Source organism: Acinetobacter sp. SW-226 (assembly GCF_055632855.1).
In genome coordinates this window covers 3,333,894-3,354,990 of record NZ_CM145752.1, presented here as the reverse complement: position 1 = coordinate 3,354,990, position 21,097 = coordinate 3,333,894, and the positions used below count along the sequence as shown (strand labels likewise).

Genomic DNA, 21,097 nt, shown 5'->3' with positions numbered 1-21,097 from the left:
TTAGGGTTTAAAAAGAAATGCCAGTCAGGTTTCTAATGGACTGGCATGACGGTGATTTGACCATCTTTATATAGAGAATAATTCAGCTCTAATTATTAACCCAAAGGAATTTGGGTCACCGGCGCTGCAACAGGAACACCTTGTTCAACGGCCTGTTTTAGTTGAATACCTTTAGCCAACTTATACGATTCCTCGACATGGGTTTCTGCAATTTTTTTCATCACAAAGTAGCCCAAACTTGCTGCAATCATCTGTCCACCAAGGGGAATGAATTTGGTGACTTGTTTGGTAATGAATTTGGCTGCCATGTTATTGATGGATTTTTTCACGGCTGTACGTGCGACCACCAGTCCAGAGAATTCCACGCCACGTTTACGCAGTTCTGACCAATGTATTTGCTTGGTTTCTGGGTCGTAAACACTGACTTGCTCAGGGGTTAGGCCAAAGCGGGCATTAATTTCTGGGATTAGTTGTGACAAAATCCCGACATCAATCACCACATCGAGAAAAGGAACAGGAATGACCGCTACACCTGCGGAAACATAAGCCCGTTTTTTAACCAGTTCTAAACATTCTTCGCGAATTTGTTCTAAATTTAAAGCGGGATCAATTTTTTCTGGAATGTGCTCTAATTTCATCTTTTAAACCCTAAAATATCCTGATTCACATTGATTCTAGTTTTGCTTAAAGTGTCTATTTTAAAGCAAATTTTAAATAGAAATATGTCATCAAAGTGACATAGACAGAACCAGAAGTATAGTCAATAATCTGTGTGCTTTTGTAGATTTTTCATAAGATGGTCATTTGAGGGGAAACATGGCAATACACGTAATACAAAGTCAGCGTATTGATGTTCTGTTGCAAGCCATGCAAAAAACCGTCTTTAAACCGGCCAAAAATGCCTTTCAAGTACTGCAAGCACAGCACTTTATTGTCCCTTCACCTGCGGTTGAGGCGTGGCTAACGCAAAAGTTGGCGGAACAGCAGGGCATCAGTGCCAACACACAGTTTCATCATCGTATCCGTGGCTTTCAGTGGTCGGCTTATCAGTGGGTTTTGCTCGATCAAAAAGATGAAGTTCGTAAAGCCAATATTCCGCGATTGATTATTAAATGGCGCGTCTTCCAAGCCTTAAAAGAATTTATACAGGCTGAGCTGAATCCTTTAGAGGTTGCCCATCCTTTATATCCGATTATTCAGCGGATTTATGCCAGTGCTGACCGTTTGCAACAAGGTATTGATAAACAGCTGAAAAAACAAAGCATGTTGTACTGGGTGGCGGAGCAGGTTTCACGGCTGTTTAGTTTTTATATGGATTATCGTGGGCATTGCACCAAAGGTTGTCCAGCGCAAAGCTGCCGTTGTCAGACCAATTGGTTACAAGCGTGGGGCAAAAACCAGCCACTCGATTTGGAGCAGATGTTCTTTAAAACTCAGCAAGAACTCAGTGCTTTTCAACTCAATCAAGCGCATGAGCTAGAGGCTTGGCAACGTTGGCTCTGGCAGGTGGTGTTCCATGCCGACTTTGAACAAATTCAGCGTATTGATACGGCATTTTGGGGCTTACTCGATCAAGCAGAGACCCGAGAAGCTGCGCTGAAAAAGTTACCTGCGCAGTTGGTGGTGTTTACTGTTCTAGATTTACCGCCAAAGCAATTGGAGTTTTTGCATCGCTTGGGGCAATACCTTGATATCTTTATTTTTCACTATAACCCATCGCAAGAATACTGGGCGGACAGTGTTGATCCTAACTGGAAAGCACGTTATGACGCGCGGGTGAAGCAGCGTTTTATTGAAAAAAATCCAAATGCCAATGATGCAGAGATTCAGCAGTTTTTTGATGAGTTTACCCTCAATTTTAATGCAGAAACCCGAGAGTCCCGACATCCTTTACTGACCCGATTTGGTAAACAGGCACGAGATCATTTCTCTTTACTTTCCAGTCTTTCTTCAGGTGAAGATGGGGTATGGGCCGATGTCTTTGTGGATGAATACCCAGAAACTTTACTTGGTAAAATTCAGTCTGATGTCCTGTATTTGGTAGAACCTGAACAGTATCAGTATGTCTTGGCTGAACAAGATGATTCAATTCAGATTCATGTCTGTCATTCCAGCCACAGACAGCTTGAAGTCCTTAAAGATCAACTGACGCATTGGTTGGCTCAGGGTACGGCTGAAGCACCGCGACGTCCAAGCGATATTTTGGTGTTGACACCTAGTTTGACTGAGCTAGAGCCGTTTATTCGCAGTGTTTTTGCGCCGCCACCGCATGAGCGTGAGGCTTTGCAAAAGGGCCATCAACTGAGTAAAGACAGTATTTATTTGCCAATTAAGCTGGCAGGCGTGACTCAACTTGATGCTTTAAATGCATGGCGAGCTGTGTTGGGACGGATGGTCTTGGTGCGGGGGCGTTTCAGTATTGAGGACTTTGCCGATTGGCTCAGTTTAAATGCAACGCAGCAACGTTATGGCTTAGACATGAATATGATTGAGCGGATGACTGAGCTGTTGATCAACGCAGGCTTTAAGCGTGGATTGGATGCTGAACATTTAAAACGCAGTCTGGCCGAAGGGGATGAGGACTATCGTTATAGTCTGAAGTTTGCTTTAGATCGTTTGGCTTTAGGCGTCGCTGTACCAGAACATGTGCTGTTTCATGAGACCTTGAGCTATGCCCAAGTACAGTCGAGTGATTTTGAGCTGATTGGTGTTTTGATTGAAATTTATCAGGATTTTAAACACCGTTCCGAGTGGATGATCGCGCATGAAACAGGACAACGGACGACGGCAGAAACTTGGCTGAATCGTTTGATGGCGGATATTCGCGAGTTTGAAGTCGCGGGTGTCGAGTCTTTGGCCGCAGTGTATAAGATGGTCAAAAAACAAGAACGTATGCTGACTTTGGCAAGTTTCTATGATGAACACGACCATCATGCACTGCGCAGTTTAAGTTTACCTTTGCCTTATGTGTTAGAGGAAATTCAAAAGACCTTAGAAGCGCAATTGGACTATGCAGAACCTACAGGGCAGATCACATTTAGTCAAATTGGTCAGATTCGACCTGTGCCGTATAAGCTGATTGTGATGTTGGGCTTGGACAGTGGCAAGTTTCCTAACCGCAGTGCGCATTTGCCTTTTGACTTGATGGATTTACTGAAGCCACAGCTGGGGGATCGTTCCCGTTTGGAAGACGATCAAGGGGCTTTTCTAGATGCGTTGTTGTTGGCACAAGAGAACGTATGGTTATTTTATAATGGCTTTGATATTAACGATGGTGAAGTCCGGGATCCGTCTACAGTATTGCAAGAACTGATTCAGCATATGGCCTTTATTGTGCAGCCTGACACACAGACCAAGAGTGTCAATGCAACGGTTGATCAGCATGGTGTGACTGTCCCTGCACAGTTAGCATCGCTATATCATGTTCATCCTTTATTGCCTTTTGATCCACGTGGTTTTGAGTCTGAGCACAGTATCCGTTTTCAAGATCAATGGTTTCAGGTCGCGAAACAATTGCAACATGCATCGGGGCAACGCAGCAGTTGGGTCAACACGCCGTATCCAAAATTAGAGCAAGACATTCAAATTCTTGACAGTCAGCAGTGGATTCAGGACATCACTTTCCCTGCACGGCTGTATCTCAAGACTTTAGGCGTGGAAAACTTAAAACCAGAAGAGATTCCTGCAACGCAAGAGCCGTTATTGCTCGATGGTTTAGGACGTTATGCCATTCGTCATTTTTTACAACAACATGAAGCAGAAGCAGATGCCAATCTTCTGATGGATCAGTTGCCGATTGGTAAAGTGCAAGATGGGGTCTGGCAAATGAGCGTGCTTGAGCAGCAGCGCTTGCTGACCCGTTTACAACGCTATGCACCTGAGGCCACAGCCACGACCCAACAAGTCTGGAAGGTGAGTGAACATTTACAGATCAATATTACCTTAGCCAAATACAGTGCTGAAAAATGGGTCAGTCTGGAAGCGTCTAGTGCAAGAGCAAAGCGCCGTGCCAAAGTTTGGTTGGAGTATTTATTGTGGTTGGCTTATGTGAATTTAGGTGAGGGCGGACAGCAATATCAACGCATCGTGGTGTTTAGTGACCGAACCATTTTATGTACTGGTGTGAGTTCAAATCAGGCGCGTGAATGGCTCAAGCCTTGGTTGAAAGCATGGGAGTATGCACAAACTCAGCCCTTAGTTTTACCTGCGGCCTTGCTGTTGAAAATTGCAGAAAAAGATAAAATGCATGAATGGCAATTGAATGATCAGGAACAGATGGTGATTGCTGATATGGATGCCATTTATAAAGTTTGGGAAGAAGATGGTCGCTTTAGTGGTTTTTCAATGACTGAAAATGAAGCCAATAAAGCACATCGCGACTGGCAGTTTATTTTACAAGAGCAGGACGCCAAAGCATTACTTGCCCATGCCTGTGAGCAGTTTTCTTATGAGCTATATCATCCGATTTTTTTGCATCAGCAAAGCCTTGAGGACTAAGTCATGACAGCCCAATCTCAGGCCACTCCATCGAACATGTCTTATCAACCCATTGCCGATATGAGCTTTCAGGGCTTGCATTGGATTGAAGCTTCAGCAGGTACAGGCAAGACTTTTACTTTATCCAGTTTGATGGTGCGTATTTTTCTCGGAGCCTATTTGCCGAATCAGGTGATTGCAACCACCTTCACCCGTGCTGCCGCCGCGGAGCTGAAAAGTCGCGTTCGGGCACGTTTGATTGAAACCTTACGTTATTTTGAAGGTTGTCAAAGTCTAACCGAGCGAGAAATACAGGCCAAAATAACTGTTGAACAAGATCCGCTTTTTATCAAAGTACTCACAGACTATGCACAGCGGGTCGGTTTCGCTCAAGAGCGTTTGAAGTTAGTGATTGATCAGTTAGATGAGTTATTTGTCGGGACATTGGACAGTTTTAGTCAAAAGCTACTGCGTGAGTTTTCTTTTGAAAGTGGCAAGATTGAGCGTGCGGATATCACCGATGATGCGCAGAGTTATACTCAACAGCTCATTCATGATGTATTACGTGAGTGGATTCAGGCGCAGCCACAGCCTGTGGTGAATTATTTACTGTTAAAACAAAAATTAAAAACCGAACAGGCTTATGTGCCGATTGTTGAAAATAGTTTGAACTTTGCATCAGCACAGTTTCAACAGGTGGAAAAACCTGCACTTGATTTGACACAATTTGAACAGGCCATTGATCAATTTACTGCGCTGGATGTGACGCAAATTGAAAGCTTGAAGGACTATTATGCCCCTGAGGGGCAGTACCATGCAGTGCTGGGGAAAAAGTGGCGCACCGATGCTTTGATGCAGCGTATTTTATGTCAGGACTTACCTGCTTTTTTGACTGCACTGAAAGAGCAACGGGCTTATGCCTTGTTTGCGCCACATTTTGAAAAAACCTTAAAGCACTTGACCGACCTCGCGACGAAAAAAGTCTTAAACAAATGTGCTGTAGATGTGTTGGAACAGTTTGAACAGCATCCAGTGTGGCGACAGGTCCGCAGTTTCTTAGAGGCGTTGGTAGAGCTAGAGCTTAATTTGGATGTGCTGGATGCGTATTTGAAATATCACTTAAGCTCTGAGGTGAAAAAGCGTTTACCGCAAGTGTTGCAGCAAAAAAGTGAAACGACTTTTGCCCAGCAAATCCGTACCTTGTCAGAAGCTTTACAGGGCGAGCAGGGCAGGCGCTTTGCCCAGTTTGTACAGGCACGCTATCCACTCATTTTAGTGGATGAGTTTCAAGACACCAACCAAGATCAAGATGATATGTTGGCGCGGATTTGGCGTGATGCCGAGCGTTATCATCAAGGCTGTATGATTATGGTCGGTGATCCGAAACAAGCTATTTATGGCTTTCGTGGGGGGGACATGCTGACCTATAACAAGGCACGTTTAGATGTTTTGGCAAAGCAAGGTCGGCAGTATAGTTTGAAATATAATCATCGCTCTGTGCAAAAACTGGTACAGGTGGTGGATGCTTTATTCCAACGCCAACAGGACTTTGGTGAGCAGGTCTATTACCAACCTGTCGAAGCAGGGACTCGACCCCATCCCGCTTTGGTCGATGCACAGGGTGAAAACCATGTTCCGCTGCGTTGGCTGTTACTTGAAGATAAAAAGAATGAAGCTCAACAAGTGGCATGGAAAATCCGTGATTTAATCAACCAAGGCATTCAACAGCAATTGTATGTGGCAGATGATCCGCCACAGTTTATGGGGGCAAATGATATCGCGGTGTTGTCGAAAAACCATGATGGCTTGGACAAAGTTCAGTTTGAACTAGAGCGTTTGGGAATTTTGGTCAACCGTCCGTCTAAACGCAGTGTATTTGAAAGTCAGGTCGCAAAAGATGTCGGTGCGCTATTGACCGCAATGATGCATCCTTTTGATGAAGCCAAAGTTCGCCGTGCGCTTTTGAGCAGGCTATTGGCAATTGATTTAAAACAGTTACTGGAACTGGAAAAGCAAGCCAACGGTCTGAGCCAGTTTATGGCGGATTTTGATGACATCCGTGACATGTGGATCAATAAAGGTTTTTTAAGTGCATGGCAGTATGCTTTAAACCTGTTTAAGGTGTGGAAAAACTTAGTGGCTTACCAAAGCCGAGACAACGAACGGACTGTGGTCAATCTACGGCATTTGACCGAGTTATTGAGTCAGCATAGTGAGCAGTTTCAAGGCGCGCAGAAACTGTATCATTGGTATCTCAAACAGTTACATTTACCTGCGGAGCGTGAGTGGGAGTTGGAGCGAAAACTCTCCAATGCCACAGGCGTACAGCTGATGACCATTCATCAGTCCAAAGGTCTAGAGTTTAAAATTGTGTTCTTGCTGGGTGCCGACAAAGACTTTAAGGAAATGAATAAAACCTTAAACTTTTCAACGCTGGAACAGATCAATCCGAATACAGGTCAGAGCGAGTTACAGCGCATCGTTGCGGTAAATGATACCAATCAGTTAGATCCCGCCGCAATTGATCAACACAATGAGCGAGCCGAAGCAGAACAGCATCGCTTATGGTACGTCGCACTGACCCGCGCCAGCCACCGCGTATATGCCTTACTGCAAGATCAGGAATATAAATCAAATACGGCATTGGCATTTTGGCGTGGCCAAGCCGGTAATCTGTTTGAGCATCCTGCCAGTGGTGATGAGGTGCTGCTGACTGAAAAGCCGATCCGTTTACAGCCAGCGGAGCAGCAAGAGGTGATTCAGTTGCAAGCTTTGGCCTTTCCTGAACAGCGTTTTTATCCACGTTCCAAAACCAGTTTTAGCGCGTTGGCACAGCATTTGAGTCGTAAAGAGGCAATGGATGCCTTGGCGGTTTTGAATGAGAAAGTTGGCAGTGCGGATGATGAGATCAATCATCCTGTACTTGAGGATGTGGAACTGAGTCAGCCTTTGGCGTGGATTAAACGGCAGTTTCCAATGGGGACGACTGCGGGAACTTTCCTGCACGAAATTTTCGAGCATATTGACTTTCAGGACTCACGTGACTGGGGACTGGAAATTCATCGTCGTTTTAAAAATGATAGCCCCTTACTGTGGCAAGAGTTATTGGGCAAATATCAACACGAATTTGGGCAGGATGATGAAACTCAATTGGTGCTGTGGATGCAAGAGTGGTTAGCAGATGTGCTCGAAACGCCTTTGCATGCAGGTTTTCAGTTGAAGCAACTCAAAGCCGATGAGCACTTGGCTGAGTTTCCTTTTTATTTATCCTTGTCCGATCATGTGTTGGCGATTAAACGCATACAGGCATTGTTTCAAGAATATGGTATTGATCTGCTCGACTTAAATGAAGCCAACTCTGCTCGTTACCTGACGGGTTCGATTGATTTGGTTTATTTTGATGGTCAGCGTTATCACATTGCCGATTATAAAAGTAATTTCTTAGGGGCAGATCAGCAGAGCTATAGTTATGAGGCAATCCAATTGAATATGTCACATGCCAGTTATTGGTTGCAGGCGGGCTTGTATTTGGTGGCTTTGCATCGTTATTTAACAGTGAATTTGCTGGACTATGATATTGAAGAACATCTGGGTCAGGCGAGTTATCTCTATTTGAGAGGAATGAATGGGCAGCCCAATCAAGGCGTATTAAGTTGGCATGCTAGCCCAGAGTTTATTTTAAGACTAGATGCCATCTTGGGTTATTTTGCTGAGGATACTTCTACTGAAAATCATGTAGGCAAAACTTCTGAATTAAGTGAAATTAGTCACCCATAAACAAACAATTAAGCTGTGGATAACTTTGAGGATAACCGTGTGGAAAATGTGTGTAAAGCCACTATTGATCAGGCTGTCGAGATAGATACATGGTTAACGCGTTGGAGTCAGTTTATTCAGCAGTCACCGCTAAGTAAAACAGGCCCCACCGAAGCCCGAAGTGCAGTGATTCAACAGGTCCTTGAAGCCATGCTACGCGGTGAGAGTTGTATCTCGGTTGCAAGTGAAGCCATCACTGTCTTAGATGATCTGATGATAGATGAACAGCAGGCACAGCAACAAAAAGCGCCGTTTGTCTATGATCATGGGCAATTATATTTGTATCGTTATTGGGCTTTAGAGCAGTCCTTGGCCGAGCAAGTAGCACGGTTAAAACTGCAAAATTTAACGCAAGTTGATCTTTCAGCTTATGCCGATTTACTTGAAGATCCCTATCAAAAACAGGCTTTGGCGATGGTGGCCGAGCAGGCGCTCGCGATCATTACAGGTGGCCCAGGCACAGGGAAAACCTATACCTTGGCGCGGATTATTGCGGTGCTTAAGCAGAGTCTGCCTGATATTCGTATTGCGATGGCTGCACCGACAGGTAAGGCGGCGCAGCGGATGAAAGAGGCCCTTCAGAATTCTTTTCAGGATGAAAAATTACAAGACTTAGTTAGCCCAGATTTGAAAAACTTAAACCCTGTGACATTGCATCGACTCTTGGGCTTAGGAAACACGCAACAGCCGCGTTTTCATAGCAGACAACCCTTGCCTTATGATGTGATAGTCGTTGATGAAGCCTCCATGTTGGATTTAAATTTGGCGCAGATGCTATTTGCAGCCATGCCGAACCAAGCCCGTTTGATTTTATTGGGAGATGCCGATCAGTTGGCTTCGGTCGATGTCGGTTCTGTACTTGCTGATTTACAACACGTTCCAGCCTTAGCTGAGAATAGAGTCAATTTGGTCAATAGTCGTCGTTTCAAATCAGACGCATGGATTGGAAAGTTGGCACAATTTATTCAACAGCAATCGTGTTTTGACTTAATGATGCATCCTGCCGAAAAACAGAACGTATTGCATAATTTTCAACAGCAAGTAGTACATGCCACGACTTTGAAGGCTGTTGAGCTGGATCAGGTCGAGGTTGATTGTCTACAACTCGAATTTTTGCCTGAGCTGGCTTTATCTGCAGAGCAGTTACAACATTATTATGATCTGTTGATGCTCGGCTTTCAGCGTTATATCGAAGCTTTAAAGCAATATCAGCAAAATCCTAATGAGTCTCTCGTATCCAAAGTAGTTCAATGTTTTGATGATTATCGAATTCTCGCTGCGATACGTCATGGGCATTTCGGCTTAAAACAGCTGAATTTGCAAATTGAGCAACGTCTATTGGAACAATTAAAACAAATCAAACAAGGCGAATGGTACTTGGGTCGTCCAGTAATGATGACCTATAACGACTATCAACTGGGGTTGTCGAACGGAGACATTGGCCTGTGCTTAGAGCGTATTCAACAAGGTAAGTTACAGTTTGAGGTCTATTTCCCCAGTCTGGATAAATGGGTTATGGCGACACGATTACCCAAAAATATAGAAACAGCTTTTGCGCTGACCATTCACAAATCGCAAGGCTCTGAGTTTACTCATACTGCGGTGGTTTTAGATCAGCAGGCTGAAAAATTACTCAGTAAAGAGTTGATTTATACTGCAATTACACGTGCGAAAAAAGTAGTGAGCGTACTAGCGAATAGTGATGCATTTGTGCACTCAATCGTGACACGAACGACACGGCAGAGTGGTCTATCAAGAAAAATTAACCAACAAATTCAATTGTGAAGTTTTAATAAACAAACAAGAGCTTTGTACGAAATGGCTTACATTGATTCAGGAGATTTGCGCATAGAGCTTTATTGAGGTTTTTGAGAAGATGGCTTCACATAAAGAGCTCAACACGGAATGTTGAGTATAATCGCAAAAAGATAATAATAACGTCAGTAGACAGCGAACTTACAGTGAAGTAAGTGAAAGAGGAAACTTACAGCCGCTAAGCCTTGTAGTTTTGGGAGAGACTACAAGGCTTTTTTATGTCTGCTGGATTGGCAGATTGTGACAAAAATTGTTTATTCATTTATCCAGAGAGATTTGACCCATCATTGCAACTGAGAAAAATATTGTGCGTACTTGTGTGAGTATATGTTTTTTAAAGGAGATAGGGGAAGAGCTTGAAAAGATAGTTTTTTGATCTAATATTTTGTTTTTAATATGTATTTAAATTTATAAGTGGATTTTTCCTCTACATGTTTTGAATAAATATGGATGAATTGAGGATTTTTTGTAAGCAATCGCTTACATAGAGATGCGAAAAATACGACTTCTTTCTCATGTGGTATGTGGCAAAATATGTCACATAAGGACGTGATTGATTAAACATGGAATGTTTAATAAAAAACGCGGAAAAGCGCATAATTATAATGATAAACAAAACAACAAGAACAAAAATAGAAGAAACTACAGCGCAAAAAAGCCCAAGTTCTACTTGGGCTTTTTTTTATATTTAAATGAAATCTTTTTCTGTCTGATCTGTAGCAAACAATAAGCGACGCTGACTCTTTAAAATTTTTGGACAATGCTTTGAGATCTGATAAAGCATTTTTGCTAAAGCGGGTAAGTGAGTCCCGACGACTGATTTGCCTGTCGTTAACAGTGACACGCTAATATCACGCTCTGGGTCGGCCCAGCAAAGAATATTGGAAAAGCCTAAATGTCCAAAGGCTTGTCCCGTCATGGGTCCAAATAACCCAATAGGATTACTGCCTAACATTGGGCCTAAGGCATAACGCATTGGGACTAATAATGTCCGATCTAAACTGACTCCTGATGTAGCCAATGTCGAGCGTAATACAGTTTGGCTACTCATGATTTGTTTGCCTTGGTATTCACCACCACTCAAGAGCATTTCAAAGAAACGACCAGCTTGTTCGGCACTGGTATAAATGTTGCCCGCGGGGCAAATCGTGTCCATAAAACGGCTGTCATTGGTGATATCGACAGCGAGCTGTAGACCACCACCAAGGACGCGACCAAGATAATGATCTGTGCCTAAACTGGGATGTAGACCTGTGGCATAGTTTAAAGCGACATCTGCCCGATACTCAGGTTTTAGACCATAGTTAAAATAATCTAGTCCCATAGGTTTTTCGATATTTTCGGCCAGAAATTCACGAGCCGTCTGACCTGTGACCCGCTCGATAATTTCTCCTAAAATATAGCCAGCGGTAACTGCATGATAAGCCAAGTGTGTGCCCGAAGCTGAAACAGGTCGTGCGGCATAAAGCTGTTCTAAAATTTGATATTTATCAAATAGCAGTTCGGGTGTGACTTGACTGTCTATACGAGGAATGCCACCACGATGTGCCAGCAAATGAAAAATGGTAGCACGCTGTTTGCCATTTACCGCATATTCAGGGATATAGTGGCTAATCGGATCCAGTAAATTAAGTTGGCCCTGTTCATTCAACAGATGAATCAACATGGCTGTGACGATTTTAGAGGCAGAAAATAAGCAAACTGGTGTATCGGGTGTGCCAATTTTTGCATCTGCCGCTAAACCATCGGGTGAGTTGCCTTGGGCATAACCAATGCTGCGATTTAACAATATTTGTCCCTGACGACGTAAGCAGAGGCTGATAAAAGGGTAGTTTCCTGTTTTATATAGGGACTCTACACTGGCCCAAATCCTTTGAATTTGTACGTCATTCATGCCACCCAAAGTAGCAGAGACCTCATCCTTAGAACGAATCACGTGGTTGAGGTCTTGGGGAACATAACAGGTATTGGCGGATAAAAATTTCACAAATTTCTCACTATTCTTTGTTTTTTATTTGACTTGAGTCTGCGATTGAAAATCCTCATTGTCACTAGTGTGCATGATTTGTACAAAGCAGTCAGTTGCTGAATTGACTGTGAACTTAAAACATTTTTGCAATATAGCGCCATATCCCTTAAAATATCGAACTTGCTGTAGTGATGCACGGCAGTCAAATTGGTTTTGAAGAATCAATTTGATTTGTATCAAATGTAACTTATAAGCATCTCGGAGAAATCGAATGGCTTTAACAAACGCAGATCGCGCAGAGATCATTGCTAAATTTGCTCGCGCTGAAAACGACACTGGTTCACCAGAGGTTCAAGTAGCTCTTTTAACTGCTCAAATCAATGACTTACAAGGTCACTTCAAAGAGCACAAACACGACCACCATAGCCGTCGCGGTTTAATCCGTATGGTTAACCAACGTCGTAAGCTTCTTGACTACCTTAAAGGTAAAGACGCTACTCGTTACAGCGACTTGATTGCTGCTTTAGGTTTACGTCGTTAATTCGATTAAACTTTTATTTTCGGGCTATCGCATCTTGAATGCTTTATCGCTGAAAAAGAAAGTCTACCTCGCTTTCGCGAGGTAATGGGGAAGGGGCGAATGTTTCGCTCCTTCTTTGTGTCTTAAAATCATGTTTTTAATTTCTGGTGAGGTCGGCTTCTAAGCTTTGTCATTTCCACCGTTACTTGAAAAAAGTAATGTGAATGCCAAACCTTAGGGGTCTCCACTAGATAAATAACTGTTCAAAAGAACTAGGAAAAAACAATACATGTCTATGTTTAATATTATTCGTAAAGAATTCCAATATGGTCAACACACGGTTGTTTTAGAAACAGGTCGTGTTGCTCGTCAAGCCAACACTGTAGTGATCACGATGGGTGGTGTACAGGTTCTTGTTGCAATCGTTGCTCAACCAAAAGCAAAAGCAGGTCAAGACTTCTTCCCATTGACTGTTAACTACCAAGAAAAACAATATGCTGCAGGTCGTATCCCAGGTGGTTATGGCAAGCGTGAAGGTCGTCAGTCTGAAGCTGAAACTTTAATTTCACGTCTTATTGACCGTCCAATCCGTCCATTGTTCCCAGAAGGTTTCTACAACGAAATCCAAGTAACAGCGACTGTTATTTCTTCGGACAAAACCATGGAAGGCGATATCGCTGCAATGTTGGGTGCTTCAGCTGCGATGTCTATTGCTGGTGTTCCATTTGCAGGCCCAATCGCAGGCGCACGTGTTGGTTTAATCAACGGTGAATACATCCTTAACCCAACTTTAGAACAGCTTAAAGAATCTGATCTTGACCTTGTGGTTGCAGGTACTGAAGCTGCTGTATTGATGGTTGAATCTGAAGCGAAAGAGCTTTCTGAAGACCAAATGTTAGGCGCTGTACTTTTCGGTCATGACGAAATGCAAATTGCAATTCAAGCAATTAAAGAGTTTGCTGCAGCTGCGGGCGCAGTTGAATCTACTTGGGTTGCGCCAGTTAAAAACGAAGAACTTCTTGGTAAATTGAAAGAAGCATTCGAAGCGAAAATCTCTGAAGCATACACAATTGCTGTTAAGCAAGACCGTTATGCAGCATTAGATGCGCTTCACGCTGAAGCTGTTGCTCAGTTTGTTCCTGAAGAAGATGAAACTGGTATTGCTACTGAAGTTGACGAATTATTTGAAGACTTAAAATACCGTACAGTACGTGACAACATCTTGTCTGGTAAGCCACGTATTGATGGTCGTGACACGAAAACTGTACGTGCAATTGACGTTCAAGTTGGCGTGTTAGATCGTGCTCACGGTTCTGCATTGTTCACACGTGGTGAAACTCAGGCATTGGTAACCACGACTTTAGGTAATACACGTGATGCGTTGATGGTTGATACCCTTGCAGGGACTAAAACTGACAACTTCATGTTGCACTACAACTTCCCTGCATACTCTGTCGGTGAAACTGGTCGTGAATCTGGTCCTAAGCGTCGTGAAATTGGTCACGGTCGTTTGGCGCGTCGTGGTGTTCAAGCTGTTCTTCCTGCGGCTGACCGCTTCCCGTACGTGATTCGTATTGTATCGGATATTACTGAATCAAACGGTTCATCTTCTATGGCTTCTGTATGTGGTGCTTCATTATCACTCATGGATGCAGGTGTTCCATTGAAAGCACCAGTTGCAGGTATTGCAATGGGCCTAGTCAAAGAAGGCGAGCGCTTCGCAGTTCTTTCTGACATTTTAGGTGATGAAGATCACTTAGGTGACATGGACTTTAAAGTAGCTGGTTCTGCGAACGGTATTACTGCACTTCAGATGGATATCAAGATCGAAGGTATCACTGAAGAGATCATGGAAGTTGCATTGAACCAAGCGTATGCGGGTCGTATGCACATCCTCAATGAAATGAACCAAGTGATTTCACGTGCGCGTCCTGAAATTTCAATGCATGCGCCGACATTCCAAGTCATCAACATCAACCCTGACAAGATTCGTGACGTGATTGGTAAAGGTGGTGCAACCATCCGTGCCATTACAGAAGAAACCAAGGCAGCGATTGATATCGAAGACAATGGTACAGTACGTGTATTTGGTGAAACTAAAGCAGCCGCTTCTGCTGCTGTTGCAAAAATCCAAGCACTGACTGCTGAGATTGAACCAGGTACAATTTACACTGGTAAAGTTATTCGTATCGTTGAATTCGGTGCCTTTGTTAACATTCTTCCAGGTACTGATGGTCTACTTCATATTTCACAAATCTCAAACGAGCGCATTGCGAACGTGGCAGACGTGTTGAAAGAAGGTCAAGAAATTAAGGTACAAGTTGCGGACGTAGACAATCGTGGTCGTATCAAATTGACGATGAAAGACATCGAGCAAGTTTAAGTTCTGCCAATTCACAGAGTATGTTCTATGTGAGTTGAGTGATATTGAAAAGCCCTGAGCTTTGCCAAATTAAACTTTGGCTTGCTCAGGGCTTTTTTTATGGCATCATGCTGGCTAAGACAGACAATAATAAATGAGATATGCAAAGCTATTATTTCTATCAACATCCTACTGCACAGCATACCTATGTGCAGAAACAACCGATTGCAGAGCAGGAAGCCGAATTTATCTGGGTGGAGTGTAGCCGTGAAGACGTAGTAAATCGCGCTGAACATTGGCAACAAGACATTTATGCGGCAACAGGGATATGGGTAAATGAATACCACCTACGTGATATTTTAAATTTAGAACATCCTTGTGCATTCGACACGTTGGAAGACTATGATTTATTGATCTTCCGAAAGCTGATTACACCTGATGACCAAATCAAGATTGATGCACAGGCTGTTGAAAAGCATGAGCGCGTATTTGGTTTGGCGACGACACCCATTAGTTTTATGCTCACGCCACAAGTTTTGATTACAGTTAGAGAGCAGGGCAATAAAGAAGTTGAAAGTTATATTCAACGGATTGAAACTGTTTTGGGGCGTCCGATTGAAGAACATAATAAGCCACGAAAACTCCCATCGACTCCATTAGATTTAGCACTGCGTTTATTAAACCATATGGTCGATGGTTATTTGGACTTGCGAGTTCCGCTCACGCGGCGGGTCGAGTTTTGGCAGCAGGAGCTTTTGCAAGGGCATCGTCGTTTTACCAGGTGGCATCAATTATTGCAGGAGAATATGGCTTTTCAGCAGGTGGAAAATTTGTGTGAAGAACAGATCGAAACTTTACAGGAATTGCGCGATGAAATTGTGGATAATTATTCGCACTTGAAAGGGAAAAAGCGCAGTGAAAAACAAGACATCATGTTGGTGCGTGTGGACGATTTGACCAGTCATATTGAACGTATTCAAAAGCACACGATTCGTTTGAGAAGTGCGGTACAGGCCGCTATTGATCTGCATTTCTCAGCGATTGCTAATCAAACCAATGAAAACATGCGTATTTTGGCGATTATCACTGCTATTTTTGCACCACTGACCTTGTTGACTGGGGTATATGGAATGAATTTTGAGTTTATTCCTGGGCTGAAGTCACCTACAGGGTTTTGGATTATGCTCGGCATTATGCTTATGACCACCATGACGTTGCTTTATTATTTCTATCGACGGCATTTGGTCGGTCGCGGGGAAAAGAGTGTTATTGATATGCTGGCTCAACAACATGCGGATCAACATATGAACCTGTTTTGGTTTATGGATTATGAGCCGATTAAACAAACCGTGAAAGGCACGATTAAAGATTTAGAGAAAATCACCAAATTAAAATAATTGGGTGATTTTCTGTATCGACAGTTAAAGCGAATGCGCTTTAACCAGACGCTCTTGAGGCAAACGCTATCCTTGTTCAATTTATTAGTCGGATATGTGGGCGTTGCAGAGCATTTAAATTTAAGAGGTTTTGAGTTGAGCTCCTTTTAAAATGCGATAAAGCTGATCTTTGATGAACAGTTTTTTGCGTTTGAGGGGCTCAATCTCTCCACGATGAATCCGAACAGGATCTTGTTCGAGTAAACAAATTTCCTTGTCCAGCGCTTCATGGTCATCAAACATTTTAGAAAAATGTGGATTGTCTTCTCTAAGCTGTTGAATCATGTCTCGGTATTCAGGAAACATGTGCTTGGTCTTTTTATTACAAACTTTAAGTTTCATGGTTGCCGTCAAATCCTCTTTTAGCATAAAAAAAAGAAAGAAAGGCATGCGCCAATCTTTCTTTATAGAACTAGTGCTGAGTTGGTTTAACTGGGTCGGTGAGGTGTAAGTGTTTCACTTCACGACGGAGTTTTTGAACCTCATCAATTAAATCCAGCATCATTGCAACAGCAGTAAAGCTGGCATCAAAGTCACGTTGTAAGCGATAGGCTCGCCGTGCACGTGAGACATCATCACCAAAAAACTGGTGAATACGGTTATCGGGTCGGTTAGGCAGAATGTCATATTCCAACAGCTGTAAAACCCACTCCGGACTTTGTCCGCAAGCTTCAGCAAAATGCTTTAAATCAAAGCTATGTTGTTCATCAACAATTTCAGCGTGTCGACATCCGTCTAAAATAATTTCACGATAATGAATAGTCGTCATAATTTTCTCCTTAAGACTGACGCGGCTTGAAGTGAGGAAAGGCTTCAGCAAAGGCTTGGTAAGCCTGTTGCTCTTGCTCACTTTGCGCAGGAGGTTGAACAATATTTAAAATTAAATATAAATGCCCAGCGGTTTTGGCTGGAATCCCCTGATCTTTTAAACGTAGTTGTTGCCCATTTTTCGCGTTTTTAGGAATTTGGATTTGTAGTGTGCGGCCATTTGGCAGGGTGGCAGTTGTGCTCAGTCCTAAAGCGGCTTCCCACGGGCTAATGTTGAATTGGTGATAGACGTCGACCCCTTCAACACGTGTGGTGTCTGTGTCTTTGTAGTAAATTTCGATATAGAGGTCGCCATTTTCACCCCCCTGAATACCCGACTGTCCTTGACCACTTAAACGAATCTGTTGTCCTTCTTTCATGCCTTTAGGAATTTTAACTTCCAGCGTTTTACGCTGAATTTCGGCCTCGCCATAAGCATTTAAAGTAGGGATCTGTAAGGTAATGGTTTGGGTGGTGCCGTGGAAGCCTACATCCAAATCTACATCTAAACGTGCATGTTGGTCTTCACCTTTATGGGGTGTGCGATTTTGGCGTTGATATTGATAATTTGATCCACCAAAGCCTGATCCAAAACGACCAAATAAGTCTTCAAAGCCCGAAAAATCATGTGCCTGTTGACCACCCTGTGCATTCCGAAAGGCACCCTCAAAGCCACCAAAGCCTGTATTTTGATTAAATTGGTGAGCACCTTGCGGATGGTCAAGCTCAAAGTCGTATTCCGCTTTTTTTGTTTCATCACTCAAGGTGTCATAAGCTACGTTGAGTTCTTGCATACGTGTTTCAGCATCGGCTTCTTTGCTGACATCAGGATGGTACTTACGCGCCAATTTACGGTAGGCTTTTTTAATTTGATCGGCTGTCGCATCTCGCGTTAAACCGAGTATTTCATAATGGTTCTTCGGCATAAGTAAGAATTTATAAATTGATTAAGTTTTAATCATTATTCAGCCTTTTAGTCGATTTCTACAGTAAAGATATGTTCCTTATTGTTTCAAAACATGACAAGAAAAAAGCCCTCAATGAAAGGGGCTTTGATTGATGAGGGATACTTAATATTTGACCCAGATGATGTTGCGTCTACCGCCATTTTCGGTCGAAGTTCCTCGAATCCGTAAGTGCTTACCATTATTACTGAGTCGTGCCTGAGCGTCATAGCGTAAACCTGAGAGCGGGTCGAGCAGTTGACCTTGAATATACGTGTTGCCTTGCGTCTCATCTGCTTTGAGATGGCTTAAAGTCGTCATCCCGATGATCGGCTGGTTTTTATTCACACCATCACATTTTGTGCAATTTTCTATTTTGGTTGCTCCTGGAATTTCACGTGTACTCAGGATGATAGCTCTATAGAGATTATTTTTATCTTTTTGAATTTCAACATCTGCAAGCGAGTAGCCCGTCTTATCATCAATAGTTTTCCATTTTCCAAGTAATGGGTCGGACGCTGCAAAACAGGAGAAAGCCAAGCTACTGGTGAGTGCCAAAAGATAAACAGATCGTTTCATAACAACCAAGCCCCGAGGAAAAATAAATATAAAAAAGGCATAAAAAAATTATGGTTTTATTTATAACGAAATTTAAATGGAATGACCAGTAAAATATCTATGAATAAGAGTGATGGTTTATGTGAAAAATATGACTTTTATGAAACTTAAGACATAAAAAAAGAGCAGCGATGCCATTGCTGTCCCACAATTTTTCACAAGAGGAAGCTCATTTGAGCTTCCTCTTGTTTTATGGGTATTTTATCGGGTGAAAATAAAGCTTTTAAAGTTCTTCTTTCAAACAAATTCACTTGAATTATTCTGAGTAAACGTTGAACTGTCCAACCTGTTTTCCCTAAATGTTGAGCGAAACTCACCAATAAATAGGCGATCATCGCAATCCAGATTTGTGTCTGAATTGCGTTCCTGCTGCGGCCTAGAAACGCTTTTAATTTGAGATTCTGCTTAATCGCCTTAAAGAACAGCTCAACTTTCCAACGATCTTTATAAATCGCCGCAATGGTGGAGGCGGCTAAATGAAAGTTATTGCTGAGAAAGCTAAAGTGCTTGCCACTTTGCTGATCTCTATATTCAATTCTTCTTAACACTGGGGCTTTTCTTTTTAGGGCATGTGCGCTATTCAGCTGAATGGTTTCATCTTTTAGAATACCTTTGGATTCAAGCACTGGATGTTGCTGGATCACCTGATACACAGATTTAGGCCTAAAACGTGTGACAAATCCAATGTTTTGAGCAGTCAGATTTGCATACCATTGGTAATCGACATAGCCTTTATCAAAAACTACAATGCTGCCAGCAGGAAACTGGAATTTGCGACCTTGTACCATGTCATTTTCTTTGCCATTTTCAACTGCAACAAACTCAGGAATATCATTGCTGTGATTCAATCCTATGCTGAGTTTCATGCTGGCTTTTGAGTCATGAACTTTGGCCCATTCACATAAGGAAAGCGACAGGTCAATATGACTGGCATCCAAGGAATACAAGGGATTTTTAAAGCGAAATTTATGAGCTACTTTTGAGTGTTCATAGTATTTAAGCAACTTGTAAAATAGCTGTTGATACAAGGCAGCAGGCTGCTGCTCATTGATTCGTGCCAGCGTGCTTCGGGGAATAGATTTTGCTCCGAGATGACTTAGCTTTTCCTGTTGGCACTCCAAATTGGATTGAATATCTCTCAGACTTTGCCTACAAGAGAATTGAGACATCAATATGGCAATAAACTGATCCCAACGGGAAGTCGCTCTAAATTTCTGTCCAACATGGTGTACTTTAGCAAGTTGTTCAAAATCCTGTCGCACAACAGGTTTAATTAGCTCATAAAATACGGTATTCTGATGTGACAAAACCTGAATCCTGGTCGTTAAAGTGTTTGTTTACACTCATATTTTAACTGTTAGGACTCAGGTTTTTTTATTTAAAGCAAACTATGGGACAGCAGTGGCAGCGATGCTACTCTTTTTTTATGTCTAGGAGAAAGACTTAGCTTAAGTGCTCACCAAACAAGCCGAGCGCTTCTTCTGCACTAAAGCTGTATTGTGTGTTACAGAACTGACAGTCCATGGTAATGGGGTTCTGATGTTCTAGTGTTTCACGTACAGCTTCTACACCAATTTGCTCAAGCGCATGAGCACAACGTTCTTTTGAGCAGGTACAACCGAATTTCAATGCTTCAACTTCGGGTAAACGAACGTCTTCTTCGTTATAAAGACGGTAAAGAATTTCGCTGGTGTCTAACTCAGTCAACTCTTCTGCTTTAAGTGTCTCCGTCAACATGGTCAGACGTGGCCAAAGGTCTTGGTCAACACGTTCTTGTTCTTCTTCACTATTTCGCGGTAACAGTTGAATGAGTAATCCGCCTGAACGCTGAGCTGAGCTGGCTAAGACGATACGTGTTGGAATTTGTGCAGATAGGTCATAATACTGCATTAAGCAACCTGCAAGATTTGGCTTATCTAAAGCCACAATTCCTTGATAGCGCTCACCAAACTCAGGTTCAATATTAATAAACAGCACTGGGCTGACGAGTGTGCTCAACACGGTACTGCTACTTTCAGCGCTGTTAAAACGTGGGTCAGCTTCATAATCCGCCAAAGCACGTACTTCACCGAGGTGATTGCATTCCGCCATAGCCCATTTAAAGCTACCTGACGCCTGAATTTGTAAACTAATACGGCCTTTAATTTTTAGGGTGCTGGCAAGCAATGCCGTGGCACTGAGCATTTCGCCTAACAGTATTTGGATTGCTGGGGCATAATCACGCTGTGCCAAGATGGTTTGTAGGGTTTCTTCAAGATGAACCACTTCACCACGAACAGGACTATCTTCAATATAAAAGCGTTGACGCAAATCAGACATAAATTTCTCCAATAT

Annotated in this window: 14 protein-coding genes; 6 read left to right on the top strand and 8 right to left on the bottom strand. The window is 42.8% G+C overall.

Features of this window, described 5'->3' with window-relative positions; translation table 11 throughout:
• Positions 1 to 95: 95 nt before the first annotated feature.
• The gene (locus tag ACZ8ZH_RS15900) at positions 96 to 638 is read right to left on the bottom strand and encodes a hypothetical protein (protein WP_119064134.1); all 543 of its coding nucleotides are present in this window, start codon (positions 636 to 638) and stop codon (positions 96 to 98) included.
• Between the two features lie 178 nt (positions 639 to 816).
• Here ACZ8ZH_RS15900 and ACZ8ZH_RS15895 point away from each other — a divergent pair, with 178 nt between their 5' ends.
• Genes ACZ8ZH_RS15895 through recD form a run of 3 tightly spaced genes read left to right on the top strand, consistent with a single transcriptional unit; the run spans position 817 to position 10,077 of the window.
• Positions 817 to 4,497, top strand: coding sequence for an exodeoxyribonuclease V subunit gamma (locus ACZ8ZH_RS15895; RefSeq protein WP_119064133.1), 3,681 nt, complete (start codon positions 817 to 819; stop codon positions 4,495 to 4,497).
• Positions 4,498 to 4,500: 3 nt separating this feature from the next.
• On the top strand, positions 4,501 to 8,253 hold the full coding sequence (locus ACZ8ZH_RS15890) for a UvrD-helicase domain-containing protein (protein WP_119064131.1): 3,753 nt from the start codon (positions 4,501 to 4,503) through the stop codon (positions 8,251 to 8,253).
• A gap of 39 nt (positions 8,254 to 8,292) precedes the next feature.
• Complete coding sequence (recD, locus tag ACZ8ZH_RS15885; protein WP_119064129.1) at positions 8,293 to 10,077, top strand: exodeoxyribonuclease V subunit alpha; 1,785 nt, start codon at positions 8,293 to 8,295, stop codon at positions 10,075 to 10,077.
• 718 nt (positions 10,078 to 10,795) lie between these two features.
• On the opposite strand, the gene ACZ8ZH_RS15880 is transcribed toward recD, so the two are convergent.
• Positions 10,796 to 12,094: a serine hydrolase domain-containing protein gene (locus tag ACZ8ZH_RS15880; protein WP_119064127.1), complete on the bottom strand. Its 1,299-nt coding sequence runs from the start codon at positions 12,092 to 12,094 to the stop codon at positions 10,796 to 10,798.
• A gap of 253 nt (positions 12,095 to 12,347) precedes the next feature.
• On the opposite strand from ACZ8ZH_RS15880, the gene rpsO reads away from it, so the two are divergent.
• The 3 genes from rpsO (at position 12,348) to ACZ8ZH_RS15865 (ending at position 16,355) form a co-directional block, all read left to right on the top strand.
• Positions 12,348 to 12,617: a 30S ribosomal protein S15 gene (gene rpsO, locus ACZ8ZH_RS15875; RefSeq protein WP_004692669.1), complete on the top strand. Its 270-nt coding sequence runs from the start codon at positions 12,348 to 12,350 to the stop codon at positions 12,615 to 12,617.
• Between the two features lie 274 nt (positions 12,618 to 12,891).
• Complete coding sequence (gene pnp, locus ACZ8ZH_RS15870; protein WP_171264465.1) at positions 12,892 to 14,979, top strand: polyribonucleotide nucleotidyltransferase; 2,088 nt, start codon at positions 12,892 to 12,894, stop codon at positions 14,977 to 14,979.
• A 140-nt stretch (positions 14,980 to 15,119) separates the two neighbouring features.
• Entirely contained in the window at positions 15,120 to 16,355 is a 1,236-nt protein-coding gene (locus ACZ8ZH_RS15865) for a magnesium transporter CorA family protein (protein ID WP_119064125.1), read from the top strand.
• Positions 16,356 to 16,475: 120 nt separating this feature from the next.
• On the opposite strand, the gene ACZ8ZH_RS15860 is transcribed toward ACZ8ZH_RS15865, so the two are convergent.
• The 6 genes from ACZ8ZH_RS15860 to hslO all read right to left on the bottom strand — a co-directional run bounded on the left by ACZ8ZH_RS15860 (position 16,476) and on the right by hslO (position 21,082).
• Positions 16,476 to 16,736 carry an HP1242/YdcH family protein gene (locus ACZ8ZH_RS15860; RefSeq protein WP_086209810.1) on the bottom strand — a complete coding sequence of 87 codons (261 nt, stop codon included), beginning with the start codon at positions 16,734 to 16,736 and terminating at the stop codon, positions 16,476 to 16,478.
• A 70-nt stretch (positions 16,737 to 16,806) separates the two neighbouring features.
• A complete protein-coding gene (locus tag ACZ8ZH_RS15855) occupies positions 16,807 to 17,163 on the bottom strand; it encodes a chaperone modulator CbpM (RefSeq protein WP_086209667.1) in 357 nt (118 codons plus the stop codon).
• 10 nt (positions 17,164 to 17,173) lie between these two features.
• Positions 17,174 to 18,127 carry a DnaJ C-terminal domain-containing protein gene (locus tag ACZ8ZH_RS15850; protein ID WP_086209666.1) on the bottom strand — a complete coding sequence of 318 codons (954 nt, stop codon included), beginning with the start codon at positions 18,125 to 18,127 and terminating at the stop codon, positions 17,174 to 17,176.
• 144 nt (positions 18,128 to 18,271) lie between these two features.
• Positions 18,272 to 18,724 (bottom strand): DUF2147 domain-containing protein, encoded by a 453-nt coding sequence (locus ACZ8ZH_RS15845; RefSeq protein ID WP_086209665.1) that lies wholly within the window; start codon positions 18,722 to 18,724, stop codon positions 18,272 to 18,274.
• Between the two features lie 194 nt (positions 18,725 to 18,918).
• Positions 18,919 to 20,070 (bottom strand): IS4-like element ISAbe18 family transposase, encoded by a 1,152-nt coding sequence (locus ACZ8ZH_RS15840; RefSeq protein WP_058971770.1) that lies wholly within the window; start codon positions 20,068 to 20,070, stop codon positions 18,919 to 18,921.
• A gap of 136 nt (positions 20,071 to 20,206) precedes the next feature.
• Positions 20,207 to 21,082 carry an Hsp33 family molecular chaperone HslO gene (gene hslO, locus ACZ8ZH_RS15835; protein ID WP_086209664.1) on the bottom strand — a complete coding sequence of 292 codons (876 nt, stop codon included), beginning with the start codon at positions 21,080 to 21,082 and terminating at the stop codon, positions 20,207 to 20,209.
• Positions 21,083 to 21,097: the final 15 nt, after the last annotated feature.

Excerpts from the sequence above, each read along its gene's own strand:
- ACZ8ZH_RS15900 (WP_119064134.1), bottom strand. The coding sequence starts at position 638 with ATGAAATTAGAGCACATTCCAGAAAAAATTGATCCCGCTTTAAATTTA.
- ACZ8ZH_RS15895 (WP_119064133.1), top strand. The coding sequence starts at position 817 with ATGGCAATACACGTAATACAAAGTCAGCGTATTGATGTTCTGTTGCAA.
- ACZ8ZH_RS15890 (WP_119064131.1), top strand. The coding sequence starts at position 4,501 with ATGACAGCCCAATCTCAGGCCACTCCATCGAACATGTCTTATCAACCC.
- rpsO (WP_004692669.1), top strand. The coding sequence starts at position 12,348 with ATGGCTTTAACAAACGCAGATCGCGCAGAGATCATTGCTAAATTTGCT.
- pnp (WP_171264465.1), top strand. The coding sequence starts at position 12,892 with ATGTTTAATATTATTCGTAAAGAATTCCAATATGGTCAACACACGGTT.
- ACZ8ZH_RS15865 (WP_119064125.1), top strand. The coding sequence starts at position 15,120 with ATGCAAAGCTATTATTTCTATCAACATCCTACTGCACAGCATACCTAT.
- ACZ8ZH_RS15860 (WP_086209810.1), bottom strand. The coding sequence starts at position 16,736 with ATGAAACTTAAAGTTTGTAATAAAAAGACCAAGCACATGTTTCCTGAA.
- ACZ8ZH_RS15855 (WP_086209667.1), bottom strand. The coding sequence starts at position 17,163 with ATGACGACTATTCATTATCGTGAAATTATTTTAGACGGATGTCGACAC.
- ACZ8ZH_RS15850 (WP_086209666.1), bottom strand. The coding sequence starts at position 18,127 with ATGCCGAAGAACCATTATGAAATACTCGGTTTAACGCGAGATGCGACA.
- ACZ8ZH_RS15845 (WP_086209665.1), bottom strand. The coding sequence starts at position 18,724 with ATGAAACGATCTGTTTATCTTTTGGCACTCACCAGTAGCTTGGCTTTC.
- hslO (WP_086209664.1), bottom strand. The coding sequence starts at position 21,082 with ATGTCTGATTTGCGTCAACGCTTTTATATTGAAGATAGTCCTGTTCGT.